A 24355-nucleotide genomic window follows, 5' to 3' on the forward strand; every position below is an offset into this window, starting at 1 on the left:
ATCCACCTATGGACAACCCCTTATTGAAGCCCTTTGACCAGGCACCTTTTTCCCAAATAAAAATCGAACATTTTCAACCGGCTTTTGAAGCGGCTCTCGGACAAGCACGGGAAGAAATCAATGCCATTGTGGAGAATCCACAGCCAGCCAGTTTTGAAAATACCATAGCGGCACTGGATTTTGCCGGTCTCCACCTGGATCGAATCAGCAGCATCTTCTTTAATCTGAATTCGGCAGAAACCAATCCGGAAATCCAGGCGCTAGCCCAGGAAATTTCCCCTAAACTCACTGCCTTTGCCAACGATATTACCCTGAATTCGGATTTATTTGAACGCGTAAACACCGTCTATTCCGAGCGGGAACAACTCGGGCTCAATCCCGAGGAACAAACCTTACTGGAGCGCAAATTCCAGCATTTCCGACGCAACGGGGCGCTATTGGGACCTGAAGATAAAAACAAGTTGCGGGAGATCGATGCCCAGCTGGCCACCCTGAAGTTGCAATTTGGAGAACGGGTATTGGAAGAGACCAACCGCTACAACCTGAATATAACCGAGGAAGAGCGCTTAGAAGGCATTCCTGAATCTGCCCGGGAAACAGCAGCAGACCTCGCGCAGTCCCTGGGTATGGAAGGCTGGGTCTTTACCCTGCATTACCCCTCGTATCTACCGGTAATGAAGTATGCTGAAGATCGGGAATTGCGCCGGGAAATTGCACAGGCTTTTGGTCGAAAAGGTTTTCAGGGAGATTCCCTCGACAACCAGCAGACCGTTCTGGACATCGCCCGGCTGCGCTTTGAGCGGGCAAAACTCCTGGGATATGCCACCCATGCCGATTTTGTGCTCGAGCAGCGCATGGCCACCTCCCCCAAGGCAGTCCGGGATTTCCTGGATGAACTCCTTGAGCGTTCGCTTCCGGCTGCTCGTCGCGAACTCGAAGAACTGACCAATTTTGCCAAAAAACGAGATAATCTCGAGTCGCTTCAATCGTGGGACCGCGCCTTTTACTCTGAAAAATTACGCCAGGAAAAATTTGCGTTAGACGACGAAATCCTCAAGCCCTATTTTGAACTGGAACGGGTTTTACAAGGTGTTTTCGATATCGCAGGAACCCTGTTTGATCTGGAATTCCGGGAAGATGATACCCTGGAGACGTACCATGAAGAGGTACGGGCGTTTCATGTGGTATCTGCAACAGGTGGCCTGCCCGTAGCGCTTTTCTATGCCGATTTCCATCCCCGTCCCGGCAAGCGCGGGGGTGCCTGGATGACCTCTTATAAACCGCAATACAAGAAGCAAAAGGAGCGGCCGCATATAAGTATTGTTTGCAACTTTTCCCGCCCGACCAAGAAGGCCCCGGCCTTGCTTACCTTTAATGAGGTTACCACCTTGTTTCACGAATTTGGCCATGCCCTGCACGGCATGCTGGCCAATACCGACTATCCCGGCTTATCCGGCACCTCCGTTTTCTGGGATTTCGTTGAGCTCCCCAGCCAACTGATGGAAAACTGGTGCTATCAGCCTGAGGCCCTCGCCCGCTTTGCCCGGCATTACGAGACCGGGGAAGTCCTGCCGACGACCATGGTGGAGCGGATTCGTGAAAGCGCCAATTTCCAGGAGGGAATGGCTAATGTGCGTCAATTGAGCTTTGGTTATCTCGACATGGCCTGGCACGGCATTGACCCAAGTGGAATCGCAGCAGTTAAGGCCCATGAATCCGAGGCTTTTGCAGGAACCCGATTATTTCCGGAGCAGCCGGATACTTGTATGAGCACCTCCTTTTCCCATATTTTCCAGGGTGGTTATGCCTCGGGCTATTACAGTTATAAGTGGGCCGAAGTGCTGGATGCTGATGCCTTTGCCTATTTTGAAGAAACGGGTATTTTCAACAGGGAAACCGCCGATAAATTACGCGAACACATCCTTTCGAAAGGAGGCACGGAAGACCCGATGATACTCTATAAGCGATTCCGCGGTCGCGAGCCCAAGATTGAGGCCTTACTCAAACGCGCAGGGCTCCTTGAAGCGGCTTCGTGAAACAAGACTATTGTTGCGCTGCCTTATAGGCGTCATAACCGCCTGTTAAGTCTATAACATGGGAGTATCCCAGGGAATCCATGAGTGCAGCCGCACGGGCGCTGCGCCCACCTTTCTTGCAGTAGACGTAAACCGTGGCGTCCTTGTCCAGTTCCTGGAGTTGTGTAGTAAAATCATCAGAGAATATATCCATATTCACTGCGCCTTCCAAATGACCTGCGGCATACTCTTTTGGCGTTCGCACATCCAATAATACCGCGCCTTCGGACAGCTGAGTGGCTTCCAACTGGGTAATCGGCATTTCCCCGGCCGGTACCTGGGATTTGCTATCGCCACAAGCCTGCAGCACAATAAAACAAACAATGAGGGTCCGGAATTTGAAGGAAATGTTTTTCATAGGATGCTCACTTAAAATGGGCAGCGATTTGCTGCACCCATAAAGGTAAAGCAATTCCTTAAAATCGTGTATTTTTGAGTTGCATTAGTCCCCATGACCGCTCACAGTTTACATCCTGAAACCTGGGTTGATCGCTATGCCGATTACCTTTACAATTATACCATTACCCGCTTGGGCGATGAGGAATTGGCTAAGGATTTGGTACAGGAAACCTTTATTGCCGGCCTGGAATCTGCTCCCAAATTTAAGGGGAATGCTGCAGAGCGAACCTGGCTAACGGCTATCCTGAAACGCAAAATAATCGATCAGTACCGCAAGGCGAACAGCAAAAAAGGCAAAGCCGAAGTTCGGATGAATTTTTCAGAGAACGCCGACCGGGACGAAGATTGGTTGGAGGCCATGGCTGCAGACCCGGACAGTATTCGGGAAAACGACTCCATTGAGAATGTGGAATTGGGACTGGCGATCCAGGACTGCATCGCCGGTTTACCCGAAAAACAGGCACGTGTTTTTGAAATGAAAACCATGCTGGGGATGGAAACCGAAGATATTTGTAAAGAATTGGATATTAGTCCGTCTAATCTCTGGGTAATTGTGCACAGGGCGCGAAGCGCGCTGATGTCTTGCCTGAATGATAATTGGTTTAGATAACGATGATGATTTCTTGCGAAAAAGCCGCAGATTTTTGCAATAAGAAACAGTACAACGAAGCTACCTGGGTCCAGAGGATGCAACTGAGCTTCCACTTGATGATCTGTAAAGCCTGTTCCGGGTTTTCCAGCAAAAATACCAAGCTCACCGAGTTGTGCAGCAAGGCTACCTTCCATGCACTCCCAGAAGCCGAGAAGAAGAAGATGAAGGCCCGACTTCAGGAAGCCGGATCAAATTAAATCCAACGCAATACTAATAGTGCGGCCAGGCAAATGATGGGTATGGCTTCCACCCAAAACGATGCCAGATAAGCCGTTTTCCTCCTGTAAGCTGCACCAACCGCTATCACGATCAACACTGCTGCCAAAGCTTTGCTGAGTACTTCGGCCCCCGTAAAATAATCCTTCCAAAAAGTCAGGAGGAAAAGAAGCAGTGCTCCCACCCAACTGAGCCGTTGCGTCGTTTTTTCACCCCATCGTCTGGGCCAGGTTCGCAATTCCGCCGGATCTGCTTTCATATCCCGTATCTCAAACGGAAGCATCAGTAACAGCACCCACAAAAACCGTTGGATGGCTTCGATTTGCAGGTCCCAATTCAAAAGGGGCTTGCTTTCCCATAACGGTATCCACACCGTGAGGTGAACCCAAACCAGGGCTACAATCAGCACCTTGATGGCCCCGAAACTTCTCAGGTTTCGAAAGCCCGGAAATACCGGCAGTGCATACAACGCAGCCAGGGCCGTTCCCAGACCGAGTAATAACCAGAATTGCAACGAGAGATCCATGGCTGCGATCAACGCGATTACCCCGCAAATACCGCTTAGCATGAGAATCTTTCCCGGAGCGGGCCAACTGGGCCTTCGCTTCCAGGGTTCTGCCCCCCATTTGATCGCATTGTAGCCGGCTACCGCCCCGAAAAACAAAGTAAATACATAGGCGGAGGGAACAGACTGCCCGGTGAGTTCCAGGCTGTAAAAAAGAAAGGCGAGCAAGGCAAAGGCAACGTGAAAACTCCCGTGAATATAAAAGCGGAAAATCCCGTTCAGAGCTCGCATAAAAACAAATGTAACGAAATGCAAATAAGCTCGATGAAAGGCGATGGAAACCTAGAATTTTATCCCTAATTTTGTGCCTCGATAGCTAAAAATTGCACCCTACAATGTACACTGCTCAATTCGCCTACAGACACCTGGGTATCAGATCGGAAGATCTCGAATACATGCTGACCTCCATCGGCGCCGAAAGCCTTGATCAACTCATTGAAGAAACCGTGCCTGAGGGGATACGCCTCCAGGCGGCAATGGACCTCTCCCCTGCGCTGAGTGAATTCGAATTCCTGCAGCACATCCAGGAGCTGGCCGGAGCCAATAAATTATTCAAAAATTACATCGGTATGGGGTACCACCCAACGGTGACTCCATCGGTGATTAAACGCAACATCCTGGAGAACCCGGGCTGGTACACTGCCTACACGCCCTATCAGGCGGAAATTGCCCAGGGCCGGTTGGAAGCCCTCCTGAATTATCAGACCCTGGTCACGGAACTCACGGGAATGGAACTGGCCAATGCTTCCCTCCTGGACGAAAGTACGGCTGCGGCGGAAGCCATGACCATGCTTTATGATCTCAGAAGCCGGGACCAGAAAAAGGCGAATTGCCTGAAGTTCTTCGTGGCAGATGATGTTTTACCGCAAACACTGGCCTTGTTGCGAACACGCTCAGCACCCCTGGGTATTGAGCTGGTTATCGGAAAGGCAGAAGACTTTACGCCCGACAATACGTATTACGGCGCTTTACTGCAATATCCGGGTAGTCACGGAGCCGTCCGGGATTATTCCGGGCTTGTGGAGGCCCTCCACGCCCTGGATGCCAAAGTAGTGGTAGCCGCGGATTTGATGAGCCTGTGTCTGCTCACCCCTCCTGGTGAAATGGGAGTGGATGTTGTAGTTGGTAGTACCCAGCGATTTGGGGTGCCCATGGGCTATGGCGGCCCACATGCTGCCTATTTTGCTACACGGGAGGATTATAAGCGTCAGATCCCTGGACGGATAATCGGACTCAGCAAAGATGTTTCCGACAAACCTGCGCTCCGTATGGCCCTGCAAACCCGGGAGCAACATATCAAACGGGATAAGGCAACTTCGAATATCTGTACTGCCCAGGTGCTGCTGGCCGTCATGGCCGGTGCCTACGGAGTATATCACGGACCCAAAGGGTTGCGTGCGATTGCCCAACGCATCCACCTGCTGACTGCCTCTCTTGCCGAAAGCATTGAAAATGCGGGAATCGCGTTGCGACACAACCAATTCTTTGACACCCTTTGCCTGGAGCTTGACGCCAACAAGGTACGAGCAGCGGCCGAGAGCAATGGGGTGAACTTCTGTTATCCGGATCCCCAAACGGTTTTGATTTCGCTAAACGAAACCACCAGCCTTGAGGATGTCAATGAGATCCTGAACATACTCGCAGCCGCAACCGGAAAAACTATTCCGGCCCGCACTGAGGTTGCCGGGGACGCCCGCATTCCCAACGGACTGAAGCGTAGCTCGGGCTATTTGGATCAAAAGGTATTCAACCGCTACCACAGCGAAACGGAAATGATGCGTTACCTGAAGCAATTGGAACGCAAAGACCTGGCCTTGAATCATTCGATGATATCACTGGGTTCCTGTACCATGAAGCTCAATGCAGCCAGCGAAATGCTGCCGCTGAGTATGGCGGAATGGAGCAACATGCACCCCTTTGTTCCCGTAGAGCAGGCAGGCGGATATCAAAAGATGCTGCGTCATCTGGAAGATGCCCTGACCGAGATCACAGGTTTTGCTGCGACCTCCCTGCAACCGAATTCCGGTGCCCAGGGGGAATATGCAGGACTGATGCTTATCAGGGCCTATCATGATTCCCGAGGCGAAGGTCACCGCAATATCTGTATAATCCCGGCATCTGCACACGGAACCAATCCGGCTTCAGCAGTAATGGCTGGAATGAAAGTTGTGGTTACCAAGACCGATGAACAGGGGAATATTGACCTGGCAGATCTGGAGGAAAAAGTAGTCGCCAACAGTGAAAATCTGGCGGCGCTCATGGTAACCTACCCCTCTACCCACGGGGTTTTTGAATCGGCCATTAAGCAAATTACCCAACTTATCCACGACCACGGCGGACAGGTCTATATGGATGGCGCCAATATGAATGCACAGGTTGGCCTGACCAACCCTGCCACCATTGGGGCCGATGTTTGCCACCTGAATCTGCATAAGACTTTTGCCATTCCACACGGTGGTGGAGGACCCGGAGTAGGACCCATCTGCGTGGCAGAACAGTTGGCAGAATTCCTGCCGGGCAATCCCTGGATTGCAACGGGGGGAAGCAAGGGAATCCCTGCAATTTCCGGAGCTCCCTGGGGAAGTGCCCTGGTTTGTCTGATCTCCTACGGCTATATCCGAATGCTGGGAGCCGAAGGGCTTACTCAAGCTACTGAAATTGCGATTCTGAACGCCAATTATATGAAGGCGCGGCTCGAAAAGGCCTACCCTATCCTATATACCGGAGAGCGCGGCCGGGCTGCCCACGAAATGATAATCGATTGCCGGCCATTTAAGGCACTTGGTGTGGAAGTAACCGACATCGCCAAGCGATTGATGGACTACGGATTCCATGCCCCAACTGTAAGTTTTCCAGTTGCGGGAACCATGATGATCGAGCCAACGGAGAGTGAAAACCTGGAAGAACTGGACCGTTTCTGCGATGCCATGCTCGCTATCCGTCAGGAGATTGAGGAGAGCACGGAAGCCGGACCCAACCCGATTCTGAAGAATGCACCCCATACCATGGAAATGGTGGTCTCCGATACCTGGGAGCAGCCGTATTCCCGGGAGGAAGCAGCCTTCCCCCTGCCCTATGTACGGGAGAACAAATTCTGGCCCAGTGTCCGACGTGTCGATGATGCCTACGGAGATCGTAACCTGATTTGTACCTGTACCCCGCTGGAGGCTTATCTGGAAGAAACGGAGTAGTATCTAAAGCACCCGGTAATGGCGAAACTGCTAATCATCCTACCCGCACACAACGAGGAGGAGTATCTCGCCACTTGCCTGGAATCTTTTGTTGCCCAAAGCCGGAAACCCGATCTGCTGGTTATAGTGGATGACGGGAGTTCGGATGACACGGCGGCTATTGGCTCCCGATTTGCCCAACAGCACCCCTGGATCCAGGTAGTCCAAAAAACGGATTCCGAGCAAGTTCACCGTCCGGGCGCCAAGGTTATTCAGTGTTTTAATTATGGCCTGGAGCAGGTGCAGGAACAATCCGGGAGAATTTCAGAGACCTGGGATTTTATCGGAAAATTCGATGCCGACATTTGCCTGCCGGACAATTACTTTGAAGAAGTCCTGAATCGGATGGAAAGCGATCCCAAGGTGGGCCTTTGTTCGGGATTGATGTATGTCCGCAGTGGAGAGTCCTGGGTCTACGAACCTATAGCCGACAAAAGCCATGTCCGGGGACCGGTGAAGCTCTATCGGAAATCGTGTTTTGAAGCCATAGGTGGGCTGGCCGAATCCATTGGCTGGGATACCGCCGATACCCTTACGGCCCGGTTTAAGGGTTACACCGTTGAAACCCTCCCGGAATTAACCGTACGCCACCTGAGACCAACCGCCGCTGCCTATTCTGCGTCAAACGCTCGAAAACAGGGTGAGGCAATCTACAAACTGCGCTATGGATGGGCCCTGGGCATCCTTGCCGCCCTGAAAATGGCCTGGAAACGGCGCAGTCCCGGAAGTCTCTGGGGTTATGCACAAGGCGCCTACTCCGCATGGAAAGCCGGGGCTAAGCGCTTGCTGAGCCCTGAAGCCGGTAAATTCAGCCGGAAATGGCGGTGGAATCAGATTCTAAAGAAGCTATTTTAGGATTTCCCCGATAGGCTGCCCCGTTGTTCCATTAGGAAACGCAATTCCAAGCAGGGACGAAAGGGTAGGTGCAATATCCTTGATATATGTTTTGCGATAGGTTGTCCCGGGACGAACCCCGTTTCCATAAAATATAAGCGGTACGTGGGTGTCGTAAATGTAGGCAGTCCCATGTGTAGACCCCGTCCGGGAGTAATCCGCATAAGCAGGGTCGTAAACAAACAGGATATCTCCGGATCGTTTTTGGTTGTACCCTTCCTGGAGGATTTGTGCCAAGCCTTCCGTGTATTCTCCTTCCTGCATCTGCTCTGCCGTATATACCTTGTAAATCCCATCATAAGAAAGCAATTCAGCAGCAAGTGCTTCTTGTACGTCCCCGGGTTCGAGTTCCAGGTTACGGATAAAATCGTGATCCAGGAATATTTGATTGTTCGAAGCATTGCGAATGATGTCAGTGGTCCCGTATTTGTATTGAAGGAATTCACCAAAACGCTGCTCCAGGCTTTCTGATTCCGGGTATCCAGCAGGAATCTTTTGACTGTTCAAATAGGAAGGAACATCCACCGCACCGTGATCCGCGGTAAGGAATAGGGTATACGCTCCCTCCCCCACCTGCCGGTCCAGGGCTTTTAGCAGCCGCGCCAGATCCTGGTCCAGGCGCATGTACGTATCCTGGACCTCTTTGGAATTCACGCCGTAGAAGTGTCCGACATAGTCCGTACTGGAAAAACTGATCGCCAGGAAATCGGTAATATCGTCCCGTCCCAGATCCTCCTTCTTTAAAGCTTCCAGGGCAAAATCCATAAGGAGGCTGTTGCCAAAAGGCGTAATCCTCAGCAGGCCATAGGAACCGTTCTCTTCCCAAAGTGCGGGCAAATCATGTGGAAAAACCGGGAGTTGCTCCCCGTCAAAAAGCCCTTCAAACGGTGTATTGTCCAGGCCACTATACTGATAATCTTCTGGTTCCCCCAGAGGCTCCCAAACGCGTTTGTACGACGCAGCTTTATCCGATGCGTTAAAATCCTGGACCCACTCGGGCAGTTCCGACAAATAGTACGAACTGCTGATCCAATTTCCAGTGGTCCCCCCTTCGAACCAATAGGCAGCATTGGCAGTATGGCCACCCGGCAGCACCGCCCCCCGGTCTTTCAGGGAAATCGCGATTACCTTGGACCGCATTTGATGGTGTAAGCGGAGCTCGTCCGTTATGGTAGATACTTTCATCCGGTGTGGGGAATTCTTTCCGGCATCCGATGTGGTTCCCACCGATTCCACATTGTCGTCCCCGGCACAATACACCTCAACACCTGCCTCCTTATCGAACCAGTTGTTCCCGATGATCCCGTGCATCGCTGGCGTAGTCCCTGTATAGACAGAGGCGTGTCCCGGACCCGTACTGGTCGGGGCGTAGCCGAAATGGTGGTTTCGGGCCAGGAAGCCTTCCCGAACCAGGCGCTTGAACCCATCCTCTCCATAAACCTCCCAGAATCGCGAGAGATAATCAAATCGCATCTGGTCTACCACAACCCCAACCACCAGTTTAGGCTGGGCGGCAAATGCCGGATCATTATCTACGGCCTTCTTTCGGATAGTCACCTGGGCAGAAAGCAATGGTGTACTGAGTAGTAAGGCAAAAAAAGCAAGGGCAAAGTGCCATCTGAAGCGAGCTGTCATGAGCGGGATAATTAGAGTCCTAAAATACCAAAACCCCAAGATTCGGTAAAGCCGGCCGGGTTAAATCAATGCGAAGTTTCTTATTTTTACCCTCGATGGGCGAGACACCGTCGTTTCGCTCCCCGAGCCCAGAGCCGCCTCTATGAACTACCTGGCATCCATTGGCAGTTATGCCCTGATGATTGTGGAAATTTTCCGAAAGCCCACCAAGTGGCCGATAATGAGGTCCCTGATCCTCAAGGAAATCGATGAGCTTATCTATGGATCCATGGGGATAATCATCTTTATTTCCTTCTTTATCGGCGGGGTGGTAGCCATTCAAACGGCCCTGAATATCAGTAATCCGTTGATCCCTAAAAACCTGATCGGTTTTGCAACCCGTCAATCCGTAATCCTTGAATTCGCCCCAACCTTTACCTCCATTATCATGGCTGGAAAGGTGGGCTCCTATATTACCTCGAGTATTGGAACGATGCGGGTCACTGAGCAAATCGACGCCCTGGAAGTTATGGGGGTCAATTCCCTGAATTACCTGGTATTCCCAAAGATTATTGCCATGTTGCTCTACCCTTTTGTAGTGGCCATCGCCATGTACATTGGGATTCTGGGGGGATGGATCGCCGGGGTATTCGGCGGGTTCAGCTCCAGTGCTGATTTTGTGGAAGGCCTCCAACTCGATTTCACCCCCTTCCACGTTACCTATTCCTTTGTAAAATCCATCGTATTCGCCTTTGTAATTGCTACCGTTCCCTCTTTTCACGGTTATTACATGAAAGGTGGGGCGCTGGAAGTAGGAAAAGCAGCTACCGTATCCTTTGTCTGGACCAGTGTGGTGATTATCGTAATGAATTATATCCTAACCCAGTTGCTGCTCGGATAATGATAGAAGTAGATAATTTAAAAAAGTCATTTTCCGGGGTAGAAGTCCTCAAGGGGATCACGACATGCTTTGACAAGGGGAAGACCAACCTGATCATCGGGCAAAGCGGATCCGGGAAAACAGTATTCATGAAATGCCTGCTGGGCCTGATCACCCCAAATGAAGGAACGATTTGCTACAACGGCAAGGTGTATTCCGAGCTTTCCCCTGCCGAACAACGCGACCTGCGCCAGGAGATGGGGATGGTTTTTCAGGGAAGTGCCCTGTTCGATTCCATGACGGTTGCCCAAAACGTCATGTTCCCCCTCGACATGTTTACCAAACAGTCCCAATCAGAAATGATGGATCGAGTAGATTTTGTGCTCGAGCGTGTAAACCTGATCGATGCGCATAATAAGTACCCGGCCGAAATCTCAGGGGGAATGCAGAAACGGGTGGCCATTGCACGGGCCATTGTCATGAATCCCAAATACCTGTTCTGCGACGAACCCAATTCCGGACTCGACCCTAAAACGGCTATCCTTATCGATAATCTGATTCAGGAAATTACCCGGGAATACGATATCACTACCGTAATCAATACCCACGACATGAATTCGGTCATGGAAATCGGGGAAAAAATCGTCTTTTTGAAAGATGGTTATAAAGCCTGGGAAGGGACCAACAAGGATATCTTCAAGACCGATAACGAGGCAGTGACCAACTTTGTCTATTCCTCCGAACTCTTCAAAAAGGTACGCCAGATGTATCTGGAGGAACGGAATTAAGCAGTGGGAATTCCTGCTGCTTCCTGAAATAAGAAATGTGCTACTTACTTAATTCACCGCTTCCCGCACCTGAATCTTGTCGTTGGCCAATCTCAGTTTGAGCCAGTTGGTCAATTTCTGCAGGTTTTCGGCGCGCTGCTGGGTCGAAATCCCCTGTTTCCAACGCAATTCAAATACCGGAATGGTATCGGTTTTCTGGAAATCCGTCTGCAGGGTATAGGAAAACCCAACCCCGGCTAAATCCTCGTAATTAGCCCGCGCCTCGGCGCTGATGGCAGCAAAGGGAAGCATTACATCCTTCAGGCTGCCTACCTTGGCCAACTCTTCCTCCAACAAGCGAATGCGCTCATCCTTGCCGAGCAATTCGGCTTTCTTGGATTCGTATAATTCACTGACATAGCGCATGCGCTGGTCTTCCTCTCCCGAACCCTGAACAATTCGCAATTCGGCATCCGCCAATTTGGAATAACTATTCTTTCGCGTCTTCCAGGTTTCAATGACCGTTTCCGGAATGGGATCATCTCCCATACATACGAGTTCAAGGATTGAAACTCCATCTTCCTGATAATCGATCTCAGAGAGGCTTTCCATAAACCGTCCGTTGTCCTCGAATTGATAGATTGCTATGGTTTCAGAAATGAATTCCTGGGCCTGAGCGCGGAATCGCGACTCCTGGAAAACATCGTAAAACGTTATTCCGGCTGGGATCATTACCCCAATGGCTATGAGTGATGCCAGTCTGGCGATAAATCGCCGCCGCTTGGAATTGGCATAGCGGACCATGGGAAACCGCAATAATTTCAGTACCAAAAAGGTTGCCAGAGCAATAAAAACCGTGTTGATCGAGAACAGATACATGGCTCCTCCCGCGTAGTCCAAATTACCAATGGCCAGGCCAAAACCCACGGTACACAGCGGTGGCATCAGGGCCGTGGCGATCGCCACCCCAAAGATTACACTGGCTATGGTCCCTTTTTTGGCCCGGGCTATAACCAGGGCCAATCCACCGAAAAAGGCAATCAGCACATCGCGAATATCCGGGGCAGTCCGCGCGAGTAACTCAGACGATTCGTTGCGCAGGGGGAAAAGTTTAAAAAACAAATAAGCCGTGAGCACACTGAGTACCACCATTACGGTAAAATTCTTCAGAGAACGGCGCAGGGTATCGATATCATTGATCGCAATAGACATCCCAATCCCCAGGATAGGACCCATGAGGGGGGAAATTAACATGGCTCCGATTACCACTGCCGTGCTGTTTGCATTCAGACCTACCGACGCGATAAATATGGAACAGACCAGAATCCAGGCGGTGTGTCCTTTGAACGGGATGTCTGCAACAATCGCCTCCCGGGTAGCTTCCTGATCGGTATTCTGCCGGATATCCAGGAGTTCGGAAATAAACTTTCGCGTACTTCCCAATAGCCCTTTGAAATCCTTTTTGACTTCCTCCCCCTGATCCGGTTGCCCGGTAGGAGTTACGTTGTCCTGACCAAATGAATCCTTCATAATTCGCGTTTAATGGAGTTCTTAGCAATACTCATCCCCGAAGGACTCGCGTACCCGGTTCACCCATTGCTTAATATCCTGTTCTTTTTCCCGGGGCAGGATCAAAAGCACTTCGGCCTTATCTATAATGATAAAGTCTTCCAGGCCTTCAATAACACCGATCTTACCCTTTGGCAAGCGGATCATATTCCCCTTGCAATCTTCACTCAGTACGGAGCCCTGGGCCACAGCATTGCCGGCTTCGTTCTTATCCATCTTATCGTAGAGCGAGCCCCAGGTCCCCAGATCATTCCAATCGAATGTTGCTGGCAGGACAAAAACGGCATCGGACTGCTCCATAATCGCATAGTCGATAGATATATTCTCTGCCTTCGGGTAGTTCTCCGCAATAAATGCAGCTTCTTCCGGGGTATTCAAGCAGGAAACCCCTGCAGCCAGTAGCTCGTGTTGTTCCGGTTGGAAGTCTTTAAATGCTTGCAGAATTGAGGCCGCACTCCAGGCAAAAATCCCGGCATTCCATAAAAAGTTGCCCTGCGCAATAAATGCTTTTGCCGTCTCGTAATCCGGTTTCTCGCGAAACTGCTGAACCGGGAACAATCCCTGGGCGTTAGGCTCACCCTGCTGATATTCTATATAGCCAAAACCGGTATTCGGAAAAGTGGGTTGAATACCCAGCGTACATAAGGAGTTGCTCGCTGCTGCGGTAGCAAAACAGGAGCGAACGTCATTTTCAAAGGCTGCTTCGTCTTCGATCCAATGGTCGCTGGGCGCCACCAGCATCAGCGCATCCGGATTAAGCTTGGATATTTTCAATGCGGCATAGAGGATACAAGGCGCGGTATTGCGCATGGCCGGTTCTGCGACTACCTGCTCCCGGCTTATTTCGGGAAGTTGCTCCATAACCAGATCTCCATAGCGCTCGTTGGTCAAAATCAGGATATTCTCTTTAGGGATAAATCGAGCCAGCCGTCCAAATGTCTTTTGCAAAAGGGACTGCCCGCTCCCGAGCATATCGTGGAATTGTTTTGGATAGGAACTGGTGCTGACTGGCCAGAATCGGGAACCTACTCCTCCTGCCATCAATACGGCATAAAAATTCTTGTTATCCATAGCTATAAGGGTTCTATTTCTGCATGTGGTTGAAAAAGATACAATTTTCCGGTGGCAAGGTCCATACACTGGAAGCGCTTTCTCAACTGCACGCCCCGTTGGAATACCCTTCCGTTGTTCCAACGAAATTTTCCACCTTCCGGAATCTGATAAACATATTGTACCGCGCTTTCACGCTGGTCGTAATGCGCCAGGGCCAGGGCGAGGACAGAATCTGTGCTGCTGCTCGCTTTGGGATTCTTAAAGTGATGCGCCAATACAGGCAATAAGCGTTGTGGGAATATTTGTGGGCGCAAAAAAGGCAGCATTAGTTGCTGAAAAGTATGTTTCCATTCTTTTCCATGGGGTTTAATGGCCCGGCCAAATCGCTCAAAGGCCACCAAATGGGCAATTTCGTGAATTAATGTGATCAGGAATCGATAGGGATTGGTACCCGCGTTCACGGTAATCATATGCCTGCCATCAGGCATTCTGCGGTAATCCCCGTGTCGTGTCTGTCGCTTGGAAACAATCTTGAGGTGTACCCCGTTACCCGCAATCAGTTCCATACAAGGAGCAACTGCTTGTTCCGGTATATATTTGGCGAGTATAGCTTCCATGAATTCTCAGGGGGTGGAACTGCTTACCTGCAGTACCTTCCCATTGTAAAAACGATGCCCCGTCAAGGCAAAATCGGCAATATATGCCGCCATCTCATGCGCTTCCAATGGGGCCTTATATCCCGGAAATGCCTCTTCCAGCATTTCGGTCTGCACCGCACCCAGGGCCAGGGTATTGAAAGAAGGTCCTGTCTCCTTATATTCTTCGGCCAATAGCTCCATTAGGGTTATTACGGCGCCTTTACTGGAACTGTAGGCAGCCAACCCGGGAAACTTTGCACTTCCCTGGATTCCGCCCATTGAACTAATGGCTACGATGTGACCTTCCGGTTCAAAAACAGGTAACACCAGGCGGGTTAATTCTGCGACCCCAAAAACGTTTACCCGATATACTTTTTCAAAATCCTCCCATTGCATCGAGGCGAACGGCTTATTCACAAGGGCGCCGGCATTGTGGATCAGCGTGCTGGCCTTGCCCCAATGGGTTGCAATCCACTGTGGGATTTGGCCACAGGATTCGGGGTTTTCCAGATCTATGGCAATACTGTGCACCCTTGGGAGGTTCAGTTGTTCAATACGTTGGCTATTTCGGGAAAGCGCCAGAACCTGATGACCGTTCTCGGAGAGCAGCCTGACCAACTGATAGCCAATCCCGCGACTGGATCCGGTAACGATTATCCCGGCCATTTAATTCATCTTTAATTCTGAGGTCGCAGCATTGGCCAGGCCATTGACAACCGGGATCATGCGATTGCAGATCAGGGCCATATGCTCAAAATCCATTTCCGAAACTTCATCGCCCGGCTGGTGGTAATAGGCGTAGTTTTCGAAATCGAAGGTGGAATAGGTATGCGCAGGGATATCACTTATCTTAAAGAATGCGTAGTTATCAGAGCGTTCAAAAAGATTGTACTCGGCTGCCTGAGGGAGATAGCCCACCAGGTCTTCCCCGCCATAGCGGTTGGAAAGCTCCGCCATGTTAGATTTATGGTAGCCCGTTAGGTAGACCAAATAATCCTTACCCATCATCGGTACGCCTGTCATCTCAAAATTCAGCATCCCGGAAATGGAAATTCCCTCCGCTGCTAATTTTTCAGCCAGGTGCTTGGATCCGAGCAGCCCGCGTTCTTCCGCACTGAAAAAAGCAAAAATCAAGCTTCTTTTGGGTCGCTCTGCCTGTCCAAAATACCGGGCTAACTCCAGGACTGTGGCCGATCCACTGGCATTGTCGTTTGCCCCATTCGCAATTCCGTCCCCGTTCTTCAGGGGGACAATCCCAATATGATCGTAGTGTGCTCCGATAAGCAGCGTTTCTCCGGCCAGGGAGGGATCGCTGCCCGGAAGGATACCCACTACATTAAAGGCTATATCTTTTATATTCCCCAGGGTGTCCCGGTAAGACGAGAATAACGGTTGTACGCCATAGGACTCCAGCCGAGCCTCCAGATAGGCCGCAGCTGCTTCAATACCCTCCGTACCCGTATCCCGGCCTTTCAGTTCATCGGATGCCAGGAATTCCATTATAGCACCAACATCGGAGGCAGAGGTAAAATCAGGATAATTTACAGTTTGCTCCTCTCCATCCTTGGCTGGGGAAGCGCCGTCTTTCCCGGGTTTCCCACCTACACCCACAGAAAGGCAGCTCGCCAGGGTCAGGCTTGCCACAAGCAGCAGGCACTTCAACCCGGCAAGCGGCCGGAATGGCCGAGAGCTATCCAGTAATTTATGCATCAGGCCAACATGGTTACAGGAAATTCCAGATAGGATCTCAGGGTCTGGAGGAACTGAGCTCCGGTGGCTCCGTCTACTGTGCGGTGGTCACAGGCAAGGGTAATGGTCATGGTATGCCCGGGTACAACTGCTCCATCGCGAACCACAGGTTTTTCAACAATGGCCCCTACCGATAATATCGCCGAATTGGGTTGGTTAATGATGGAAGTGAATTCCAGGATTCCGAACATTCCCAGGTTGGAAACCGTAAAGGTGCTTCCCTCCATTTCGTTCGGCGCAATTTTCTTGTTGCGCGCCCGTCCGGCCAGATCTTTTACCGCGGCCCCGATTTGGGTCAGGGTCATCTGGTCTGTGAATTTTAAAACAGGTACCACCAGACCGTCGTCTACAGCAACGGCCACCCCAACGTGCACGTGGTGATTGTATTTGGTCGTATCACCGTTCCAGGTTGTATTTACCTGAGGGTGCTTCTTGAGCGCCAGGGCACAGGCCTTGACGACCATATCGTTAAAGCTGACCTTGGTATCCGGCAGTTCGTTGATCTGTTTGCGGGAAGCCATAGCCTGCGACATATCTACTTCAATGGTCAGGTAGTAGTGCGGAGCGGTAAACTTAGACTCTGCCAAACGTTTGGCAATAACCTTGCGCATCTGGGAATTCTTAACTTCCTCTACGCGTTCTTCTCCAACGGGCAGTGGTGCCATGGCGGGAGCAGCAGATCCGGCACTAGCCGCTGCGGCACTGGCAGCTTCAGCAGGTGCAGCCGCAGGTGCTGCCTTGGCAGCCGGTACAAAGTTTTCGATATCGCGTTTTACAATACGTCCATTGTCTCCGCTTCCGCTTACCTGGCGAATGTCTATTCCCTTGTCCTCGGCCATTTTACGAGCCAGAGGAGAAATGAAAATACGACTGCCATCAGCATCGGCAACGGCTTCCTGACTTCCAGCGGCGGTATCAGCCGGGGCTGAAGCCGCAGCTTCGGTGGAAGAAGCTTCTGATTTGGCTTCACTCGCCGGTGCCGAGCTTTCAGCAGGAGCTCCTCCTTCAGCACTGGCCAGTACAGCCTGGACATCAGTACCTTCCGGCCCGATAATCGCAAGCACGTCATCGACTGGTGCGGATTCGCCTTCCTGAATTCCTATGTGCAACAAGGTTCCCGAATAGAAGGATTCGAATTCCATAGTGGCCTTATCGGTCTCGATTTCGGCCAGAATATCACCTTCTTCAACGGCATCCCCTACGTTTTTTATCCAACTGGCTACAGTTCCTTCCTCCATAGTGTCGGACAGCCGTGGCATTCGTACGACCTCTACCCCCTCGGGAATAGCTGCCGGCGCAGCGGAACCGCCCGAAGCGGCAGGGGGTTCTTCCTTGGCAGGAGTAGCTTCTGAAGCGCTGTCCGCGGTGCTGGATGCGCTATCGGCCTCAGCTGCTTCGCCTCCTCCACCGGAGGAACCACCGTTCAGGAGTCCCGAAATGTCTTCGCCCTCCTCACCAATGATGGCCAGAAGGGTATCGACCGGAGCTCCATCGCCCTCTGCGATACCGATATGCAACAGGGTTCCTTCATGGAAAGACTCAAATTCCATGGTTGCCTTGTCGGTTTCTATCTCCGCGAGGATATCACCTTCCTCTACTTTATCGCCAACCTGCTTCAGCCATTTAGCTACGGTACCTTCTTCCATGGTATCCGAGAGGCGAGGCATATTTATTACTTCTGCCATGCTTGCGCTATTATAATTTATGTGGGAGGAAGGGGTAATCTTCCTGCTCGTAAACCACGTCGTAAAGTTGTTCTATTGGAGGGAAGTCGCTGTTCTCAGCAAATTCTTCACACTCCTTGACCATTTCCTTAACCCGCTTGTCTATAGCGGCGATCTCTCCGTCCGTAGCGTATCTTTTATCCTTGATAACATCGAGTACCTGGGTAATCGGGTCGATCTTCTTATACTCTTCTACCTCTTCCTTGGTACGGTAGTGCTGGGCATCCGACATGGAATGTCCGCGGTAGCGGTATGTCTTCATTTCCAGGAAGGTTGGGCCTCCCCCTTTGCGAGCGCGGTCGACCGCTTTGTGCACTTCCTCAGCGACGGTTACAGGATCCATTCCATCTACGGGTCCACAGGGCATTTCATAGCCCAGACCCAGTTTCCAGATCTCGGTGCTGTGGGAAGTTCGAGCTACTGATGTCCCCATCGCATATCCATTGTTCTCACAGATAAAAACCACCGGAAGTTGCCAGAGCATTGCCAGGTTAAAGGCCTCGTGGAGGCTTCCCTGACGTACAGCTCCGTCGCCCATATAACACAGGGTTACTGCATCACGCTTAAAATACTTGTCTGCAAAGGCTAATCCGGCCCCCAGGGGAATCTGCCCGCCCACAATTCCGTGACCACCATAAAACCGGTGTTCTTTCGAAAAGATGTGCATGGAGCCTCCCATTCCTTTGGAAGTTCCGGTTACCTTACCAAAAAGCTCAGCCATTACCTTTTTCGGATCTACTCCCATACCTATGGGTTGTACGTGGTTCCTGTAGGCGGTAATCATACGGTCCTTTTCAAGGTCCATGGCATGAAGGGATCCGGCCAAAACAGCTTCCTGTCCATTATAAAGGTGCAGGAAACCACGAACTTTCTGCTGAATGTATACCGCAGCAAGCTTGTCTTCGAACTTCCTCCAGAACAGCATATCCTCATACCACTGCAGGTAAGTCTCTTTGGTAATTTTTTTCATCAAGTGTTATTTAGAAATGCGGGTGACGTTGAATTAATACCCTAAAATCTGCGCAGGACCTACCCTGCCAGAAGAGCAAAAATACGTATTAAATCCAAAGAATGAAAAAGCATTGCAAGCCTGATTTTGAACCGGGAAAATGGGGCTTTCCTCACTGCTTCAGGTAGCTCGAATCAAAGCCTAAAGGGAGCAGGTCCCGGGTAGAGGGAATGGCCACAACCGTTTCATTACCTGCGGCCAGCAAATAACGGATAGGTCGGTCCTGCCGGAGCTCGTATTCCAGGATCGCCTGGCGGCAGTTGCCACAAGGGGCGGCCGGAGTTGCGGGCAGACTTCCTCCTGAAACCGCAATGGCAATGGTCTCAATGACTTCCCCGGGGAATCGCACACCTGCCTGGAATACGGCGACGCGTTCGGCGCACAAGCCCGCAGGAAAGGAGGCATTCTCCTGGTTACTGCCCTGGACAATTGTTCCGGAGGCCAGTCGCAGTGCAGCGCCAACCTTAAAGTTTGAGTAAGGGGAATAGGAGGTGTTCAGCGCCTCATGGGCACTGGCCAAAAGTTCAGTATCGGCAACGGATAAATCCTGGGGTTTCAAATACGAGATTTCGAACTGAATCTTTTGCTTTTGCATGGATAAAAGTTAAGCAATTACACCTTGGCATGAAATGCCGCTACGGATCAGGTACAAAAAAACCCGCCCGAAGGCAGGTTTAAATGGATAAACAAAAAATACTTAATCGTTATAGAATTCCTCTCCCAAGTTAAAACTGAGGGAGAACCTAAGTGTATTCTCCAGCGGGTTACGCACCTGCGCGGTAGAGAATAGATAACTGAGGTCTATCTGTATATTATTGTAGCGGAATCCGGCACCAAGGCTAAAAAACTTGCGGAAACCTTTTTCTTCTGATTCGTTAAAATATCCCCCGCGGAGCATAAACTGGTTGCGGAAGGCGTATTCAGCACCAAGGGCCCAGGTCATTTCCTGAAGCTCCTCCCCGAATCCATCAGGGGCATCTGTGAGGGACTTGAAGACACCATCAAAAAATCCGATACTCTGGTATTCCAGGTTGTCATCGGCATCCAGGTCGCCATCCCCGTCAAAATCCTGGGGGGTGGGAACCAGCAGTTTATTCACCTGCGCAGTAAGTCCAAGTACATTATCGGCATCGAAGATGAAATCAAATCCACCTCCAAGAGCGAGATTGGTTGGCAGGAAGTTTTCCTGACCCCCATCGTCGTACTTGATTTTTCCTCCCAGGTTGGAAATATTGAAACCGGCTCTCCAGCGTCCGTCAAAGGAATTGTAAGCCCGCTCCCGTCCGCGATAGTATCCGGCCACGTCCACGGCAAAAGTATTACCGGCTTGCACCGCATTGTTCTGCTGTGGAATTTCCAGGTTGGAACTGATAAAACGACCGGCAACCGCCATGGAGAATGTTTCACTCAGTTTCGTGGAGTAGGAACCATCAATAGCCAACTCATTGGGCTTGACACGCTGACCGATCTCTTCAAAAGAGTTTCTCAGCTCAATTTCCCCAAGGGTGAAATAACGCAGGGAAACCGCAAAGGCGCTTCGATCGTTGATTTTATTGTAATAGCTTCCGTTGAGCAATGCGATATCAGTGATCAGACTTTCGAGATAAGGCGTGTAGCTGATCCCTATTCCCATTTTGCGCTCGGCGAACGCAAACTTTGCAGGGTTCCATTGTTGTGAAAACGCATCTGTGGAAGTTGCGACCCCGATATCACCCATCCCGGAAGCCCGGGCATCTGAGGCAATTGTTAAAAAGGGTACCGCTGTAGTGATAACTCGTTCTCCCTCCTGGGCAAAGGCCTTACCGGCGATGACCAACAAAGCGAGAATCCAAATTTTTTTCATCTTTCCTTTCAAAATGTTGTCGTTAGTTCAAAAGTGATAAATCGGGGCAAATAACAAAAATATATCCGATGTATTGTATGCAAACGCCTTTTTGGGGATTATCTTATGTACCCCTGAAAATATTTTAGGCCAAATCTTACCGCTACCACCATACTAGAAAACCGAATTGCCCGTTATCAATGGTAACGAATCCCCGTAGGGAACGAGGCATTGTTCCCGCTGGTTTTCATACCCAGTCAAAAATTGCATCCTGGTAAAATATAATGGGGAAAACCCCGTTGTAATGACCGGAATGCAACCTAAACCAAGTTAGCAACCCAGGTCGCAGTGCAGACCTGACAATGAACTTAAGTCCTAAATACAGATGAAACGAACACGAATCAGCGCTTTACTATCGGTAGCCGTGGTGGCAGGTTCCCTGAGTCTTCAAAGCTGCAAGAAGTCCGTGAGCTCCAAAAATACGTCCCGCGCAACCGGCTGGAAAATCAACGCCAAGGAAGGTGGTTTCCAGTACAACACAGATTTCAAGGAGCAGGAAACAGCTCCTGGTCTTGTTTTTGTTGAAGGCGGAACTTTTACCAAAGGAAAAGTGCAGGACGACGTGATGCACGATTGGAACAACACTCCAACCACACAACACGTTCAGTCCTTCTACATGGATGAAACCGAAGTTACCAATGTGATGTATCTGGAATATCTGGACTACCTCAAGTCGGTATATCCTCCGGAAAATCCACAGTATACCAATATTTACGTAGGTGCCCTGCCCGATACGCTGGTATGGCGAAACCGCCTTGGGTTTAATGAAACCATGACCAATAACTACCTGCGTCACCCCGCTTATGCCGAATATCCGGTAGTGGGTGTGAACTGGGTACAGGCCGTACAATTTGCCGAATGGCGTACCGATCGTGTTAACGAGGCCATGCTGGAGCGTGAAGGTTACCTGGCAAATGATGTCAAGTACCGCGCTATGGAAGGTGAAATTGGGGGAACCTTCAGTACTGAAGCCTACCTGAATAACCCAACTTCCGTCTACGGTGGTCAGATCGACTCCCTGGGTGGAAAGCAACAAAAAGATTCTGTTCCGAATTTCGCCAAACGAAGCAGCGGAATTATTATGCCGGAATACCGCCTGCCAACAGAAACCGAGTGGGAATATGCCGCTCAGGCGCTGGTGGGAAGCCGCGAGTACAACAACTACCGCGGTCGTAAGAAATACCCATGGGAAGGAGACTATACCCGTAATGGGCAGCGCGTTGGTCGCGGAGACCAGTTAGCAAACTTCAAGCAAGGTAAGGGAGACTACGGCGGGATTGCCGGATGGTCCGATGACGGTGCCGACATTACCGCAGAGGTCAAGTCTTACAAGCCTAACGATCACGGTCTTTATGACATGGCTGGTAACGTAGCCGAGTGGGTGGCCGATGTGTATCGCCCAATCGTAGACGATGAAATCAGCGATTTCAACTACTACCGTGGAAACATCTTCATGAAGAAAGCAATCGATGAGGACGGAAAAGCCATGGTGCTTCCCGAAGGAGAAATTGTTTACGATACCCTGCCTAATGGTAAAATCGTAGCCGTGAACATGCCTGGTGAAGTGAAAATGGTACCTGTAGATGAAGAAGACACTTATCTGCGAACCAACTTCGACAAAAGTGATAACCGCGGATTCCGTGATGGAGATCCTGGATCTTCCCGCTTGCTGGATCAGTTTACTTTCGGTGACGAGGAAGGCGATGGTGAAGACACCGGAGAAGTTGCTCAAACCATGTACAATGCACCTAAGCACCGTGTGGAGCGGGATTCTGCCGGAAACCTGATACGGGAGTACGATGAGAGTAACTACCGCACCAGCCTTATCAATAATGAGGTTCGAGTTTTCAAAGGAGGTTCCTGGAGAGACCGTGCTTACTGGCTGGATCCGGCACAACGCCGCTACCTGCCACAGTATATGGCTACCGACTATATCGGTTTCCGCTGTGCCATGTCACGTGTAGGTTCCAAGTCCAAGACAAAGAACAAAACCGTTCGCGGAAAGAAAGTTCGCAAGTAATTTTCGCCAAAATATTATCGCAAGAAGCCCGGATGTACGTCCGGGCTTTTTATTTTTGGGAACGAACCCAGCTAGCACAATGGCTACATGAACATCGATTCCCTTTACGAGATATTCCTCCAGCATCCCAAGGTAAGTACTGATAGTCGGGACATCCCCGAAAATGGCCTGTTCTTTGCCCTGAAGGGTCCCAACTTCAATGGCAATGCCTATGCGGCAGAAGCGCTTTCGAAAGGAGCTGCCTACGCAGTGGTGGATGAAGCGGAATTTGCAACCGGACCTCGTACCCTCCTGGTCCCTGATGTACTATCTACCCTGCAGCATTTGGCGCGTCATCATCGGCGAAATTCCCCCGCGCGTATTGTCTCCCTCACGGGCAGCAATGGTAAAACCACTACCAAAGAATTGATCGCAGCTGTCCTGGGATCGCATTACAATATCCTTGCTACCCGGGGAAACCTCAACAATCATATCGGGGTACCCCTGACCCTGCTGCGTATACAACCGGAAACGGAATACGCCATCGTGGAAATGGGCGCCAACCACCAGGGGGAGATCGCGGCCCTTTGTGAAATTGCCGAGCCGGATTTCGGCTATATCACCAACTTCGGAAAGGCGCACCTTGAGGGCTTCGGTGGTGTTCAGGGCGTCATCAAAGGGAAATCAGAACTCTATCGATTTATACGCGGTGCAGGGGGAACGCTATTTATGAATGCGGACGATCCCATACAGAGCGAAAAATTATCGGACTATGTCCACAAAGTGGGTTTCAGCACGACGGATACGATGTATTTTCTTATTGAAAACCTGGGAGCTGATCCGGAGGTAAGCCTGCGTTTCGAGGAAATCGAAATCCACTCCCAGATTAACGGCGGGTATAATTTCTCCAATTGTGCTGCTGCGGTTACCATGGGGAAATATTTTAATGTGCCCCCACTGAAAATAAAAGCTGCAATAGAGGCCTATGTACCGGAAAACAATCGTTCCCAAATTATTCGTCAGGGGGACCTTGAGATTATCCTGGACGCATACAACGCCAATCCGAGCAGTATGAAGGTAGCCCTGGAGTCTTTCGATAGTCGAAAGGCGCAGCGTAAAATCGCGATCCTGGGAGATATGTTTGAGCTGGGTGAAGATGCTCCCGAGGAGCATAGAGCGATTGGCCAGCAGGCCATGGACCTGAACCTGGATCAGTTGTATCTGGTAGGTGAGAATTTTGCCGACACTGATTTGGATGCGCCCCGGTTCAGGGATTTTGCTGCCCTGGCTGCAGCGCTGCAGGCTAACCCTATTGCAGGACCTGCATCAGTCTTGATCAAGGGTTCCCGGGGTATGGCCCTGGAGCGGGTACTTGGCTTGCTATCGGAATAGGCTCCTACTGCATTTCATCGAAAAAACACCAAATTTTTTCCTTTCATA

Annotated in this window: 21 protein-coding genes; 9 read left to right on the forward strand and 12 right to left on the reverse strand. The window is 50.7% G+C overall.

Annotation, left to right across the window (positions count from 1 at the left end):
* Positions 1–8 precede the first annotated feature (8 nt).
* Positions 9–2036, forward strand: a complete 2028-nt coding sequence (locus BM318_RS13775; protein ID WP_092983251.1) for a M3 family metallopeptidase — start codon at positions 9–11, stop codon at positions 2034–2036.
* 7 nt (positions 2037–2043) lie between these two features.
* On the opposite strand, the gene BM318_RS13780 is transcribed toward BM318_RS13775, so the two are convergent.
* On the reverse strand, positions 2044–2433 hold the full coding sequence (locus BM318_RS13780; protein WP_092983253.1) for a rhodanese-like domain-containing protein: 390 nt from the start codon (positions 2431–2433) through the stop codon (positions 2044–2046).
* A gap of 93 nt (positions 2434–2526) precedes the next feature.
* On the opposite strand from BM318_RS13780, the gene BM318_RS13785 reads away from it, so the two are divergent.
* Complete coding sequence (locus tag BM318_RS13785) at positions 2527–3084, forward strand: sigma-70 family RNA polymerase sigma factor (protein ID WP_092983255.1); 558 nt, start codon at positions 2527–2529, stop codon at positions 3082–3084.
* Positions 3085–3086: 2 nt separating this feature from the next.
* Positions 3087–3323, forward strand: coding sequence for a hypothetical protein (locus BM318_RS13790; RefSeq protein ID WP_245759840.1), 237 nt, complete (start codon positions 3087–3089; stop codon positions 3321–3323).
* On the opposite strand, the gene BM318_RS13795 is transcribed toward BM318_RS13790, so the two are convergent.
* Positions 3320–4138, reverse strand: coding sequence for a UbiA prenyltransferase family protein (locus tag BM318_RS13795; protein WP_092983257.1), 819 nt, complete (start codon positions 4136–4138; stop codon positions 3320–3322). The genes BM318_RS13790 and BM318_RS13795 overlap by 4 nt on opposite strands.
* A gap of 104 nt (positions 4139–4242) precedes the next feature.
* On the opposite strand from BM318_RS13795, the gene gcvP reads away from it, so the two are divergent.
* A complete protein-coding gene (gene gcvP / locus BM318_RS13800) occupies positions 4243–7098 on the forward strand; it encodes an aminomethyl-transferring glycine dehydrogenase (RefSeq protein ID WP_092983259.1) in 2856 nt (951 codons plus the stop codon).
* 18 nt (positions 7099–7116) lie between these two features.
* Entirely contained in the window at positions 7117–7992 is an 876-nt protein-coding gene (locus BM318_RS13805) for a glycosyltransferase family 2 protein (RefSeq protein WP_092983260.1), read from the forward strand.
* Here the strand turns inward: BM318_RS13805 and pafA are convergent.
* On the reverse strand, positions 7984–9666 hold the full coding sequence (gene pafA / locus BM318_RS13810; RefSeq protein ID WP_092983262.1) for an alkaline phosphatase PafA: 1683 nt from the start codon (positions 9664–9666) through the stop codon (positions 7984–7986). The two genes, BM318_RS13805 and pafA, sit on opposite strands and share 9 nt — an antisense overlap.
* 142 nt (positions 9667–9808) lie before the next feature.
* Here pafA and BM318_RS13815 point away from each other — a divergent pair, with 142 nt between their 5' ends.
* Both BM318_RS13815 and BM318_RS13820 read left to right on the forward strand, forming a co-directional pair.
* The gene (locus BM318_RS13815; protein ID WP_092983264.1) at positions 9809–10546 is read left to right on the forward strand and encodes an MlaE family ABC transporter permease; all 738 of its coding nucleotides are present in this window, start codon (positions 9809–9811) and stop codon (positions 10544–10546) included.
* Positions 10546–11313: an ABC transporter ATP-binding protein gene (locus BM318_RS13820; RefSeq protein WP_092983266.1), complete on the forward strand. Its 768-nt coding sequence runs from the start codon at positions 10546–10548 to the stop codon at positions 11311–11313. Before BM318_RS13815 ends, BM318_RS13820 begins: the two co-directional genes overlap by 1 nt.
* A gap of 48 nt (positions 11314–11361) precedes the next feature.
* Here the strand turns inward: BM318_RS13820 and BM318_RS13825 are convergent, their stop codons facing one another.
* The 9 genes from BM318_RS13825 to porV form a co-directional block, all read right to left on the reverse strand.
* Positions 11362–12822: a DUF389 domain-containing protein gene (locus tag BM318_RS13825; protein ID WP_092983268.1), complete on the reverse strand. Its 1461-nt coding sequence runs from the start codon at positions 12820–12822 to the stop codon at positions 11362–11364.
* Positions 12823–12843: 21 nt separating this feature from the next.
* A complete protein-coding gene (locus BM318_RS13830; RefSeq protein WP_092983270.1) occupies positions 12844–13932 on the reverse strand; it encodes a mannose-1-phosphate guanylyltransferase in 1089 nt (362 codons plus the stop codon).
* A gap of 2 nt (positions 13933–13934) precedes the next feature.
* Complete coding sequence (locus BM318_RS13835) at positions 13935–14531, reverse strand: SprT-like domain-containing protein (RefSeq protein WP_092983272.1); 597 nt, start codon at positions 14529–14531, stop codon at positions 13935–13937.
* A 6-nt stretch (positions 14532–14537) separates the two neighbouring features.
* Positions 14538–15218: an SDR family NAD(P)-dependent oxidoreductase gene (locus BM318_RS13840; RefSeq protein WP_092983274.1), complete on the reverse strand. Its 681-nt coding sequence runs from the start codon at positions 15216–15218 to the stop codon at positions 14538–14540.
* The gene (locus BM318_RS13845) at positions 15219–16262 is read right to left on the reverse strand and encodes a M20/M25/M40 family metallo-hydrolase (protein ID WP_092983275.1); all 1044 of its coding nucleotides are present in this window, start codon (positions 16260–16262) and stop codon (positions 15219–15221) included. It abuts the gene before it with no gap.
* Positions 16262–17986, reverse strand: a complete 1725-nt coding sequence (locus BM318_RS13850; protein ID WP_092983277.1) for a pyruvate dehydrogenase complex dihydrolipoamide acetyltransferase — start codon at positions 17984–17986, stop codon at positions 16262–16264. Before BM318_RS13850 ends, BM318_RS13845 begins: the two co-directional genes overlap by 1 nt.
* Before the next feature lie 10 nt (positions 17987–17996).
* Entirely contained in the window at positions 17997–18995 is a 999-nt protein-coding gene (pdhA, locus tag BM318_RS13855) for a pyruvate dehydrogenase (acetyl-transferring) E1 component subunit alpha (protein WP_092983279.1), read from the reverse strand.
* Between the two features lie 151 nt (positions 18996–19146).
* Positions 19147–19629: a cytidine deaminase gene (locus BM318_RS13860; protein ID WP_092983281.1), complete on the reverse strand. Its 483-nt coding sequence runs from the start codon at positions 19627–19629 to the stop codon at positions 19147–19149.
* Positions 19630–19731: 102 nt separating this feature from the next.
* Positions 19732–20877 (reverse strand): type IX secretion system outer membrane channel protein PorV, encoded by a 1146-nt coding sequence (gene porV / locus BM318_RS13865; RefSeq protein WP_092983283.1) that lies wholly within the window; start codon positions 20875–20877, stop codon positions 19732–19734.
* Positions 20878–21241: 364 nt separating this feature from the next.
* Here porV and gldJ point away from each other — a divergent pair, with 364 nt between their 5' ends.
* The gene (gene gldJ, locus BM318_RS13870) at positions 21242–22936 is read left to right on the forward strand and encodes a gliding motility lipoprotein GldJ (RefSeq protein WP_092983285.1); all 1695 of its coding nucleotides are present in this window, start codon (positions 21242–21244) and stop codon (positions 22934–22936) included.
* Positions 22937–23023: 87 nt separating this feature from the next.
* Positions 23024–24307, forward strand: a complete 1284-nt coding sequence (locus BM318_RS13875; protein ID WP_092983286.1) for a UDP-N-acetylmuramoyl-tripeptide--D-alanyl-D-alanine ligase — start codon at positions 23024–23026, stop codon at positions 24305–24307.
* Positions 24308–24355: the final 48 nt, after the last annotated feature.

Source organism: Robiginitalea myxolifaciens (assembly GCF_900115205.1).
Lineage (GTDB): Bacteria > Bacteroidota > Bacteroidia > Flavobacteriales > Flavobacteriaceae > Robiginitalea > Robiginitalea myxolifaciens.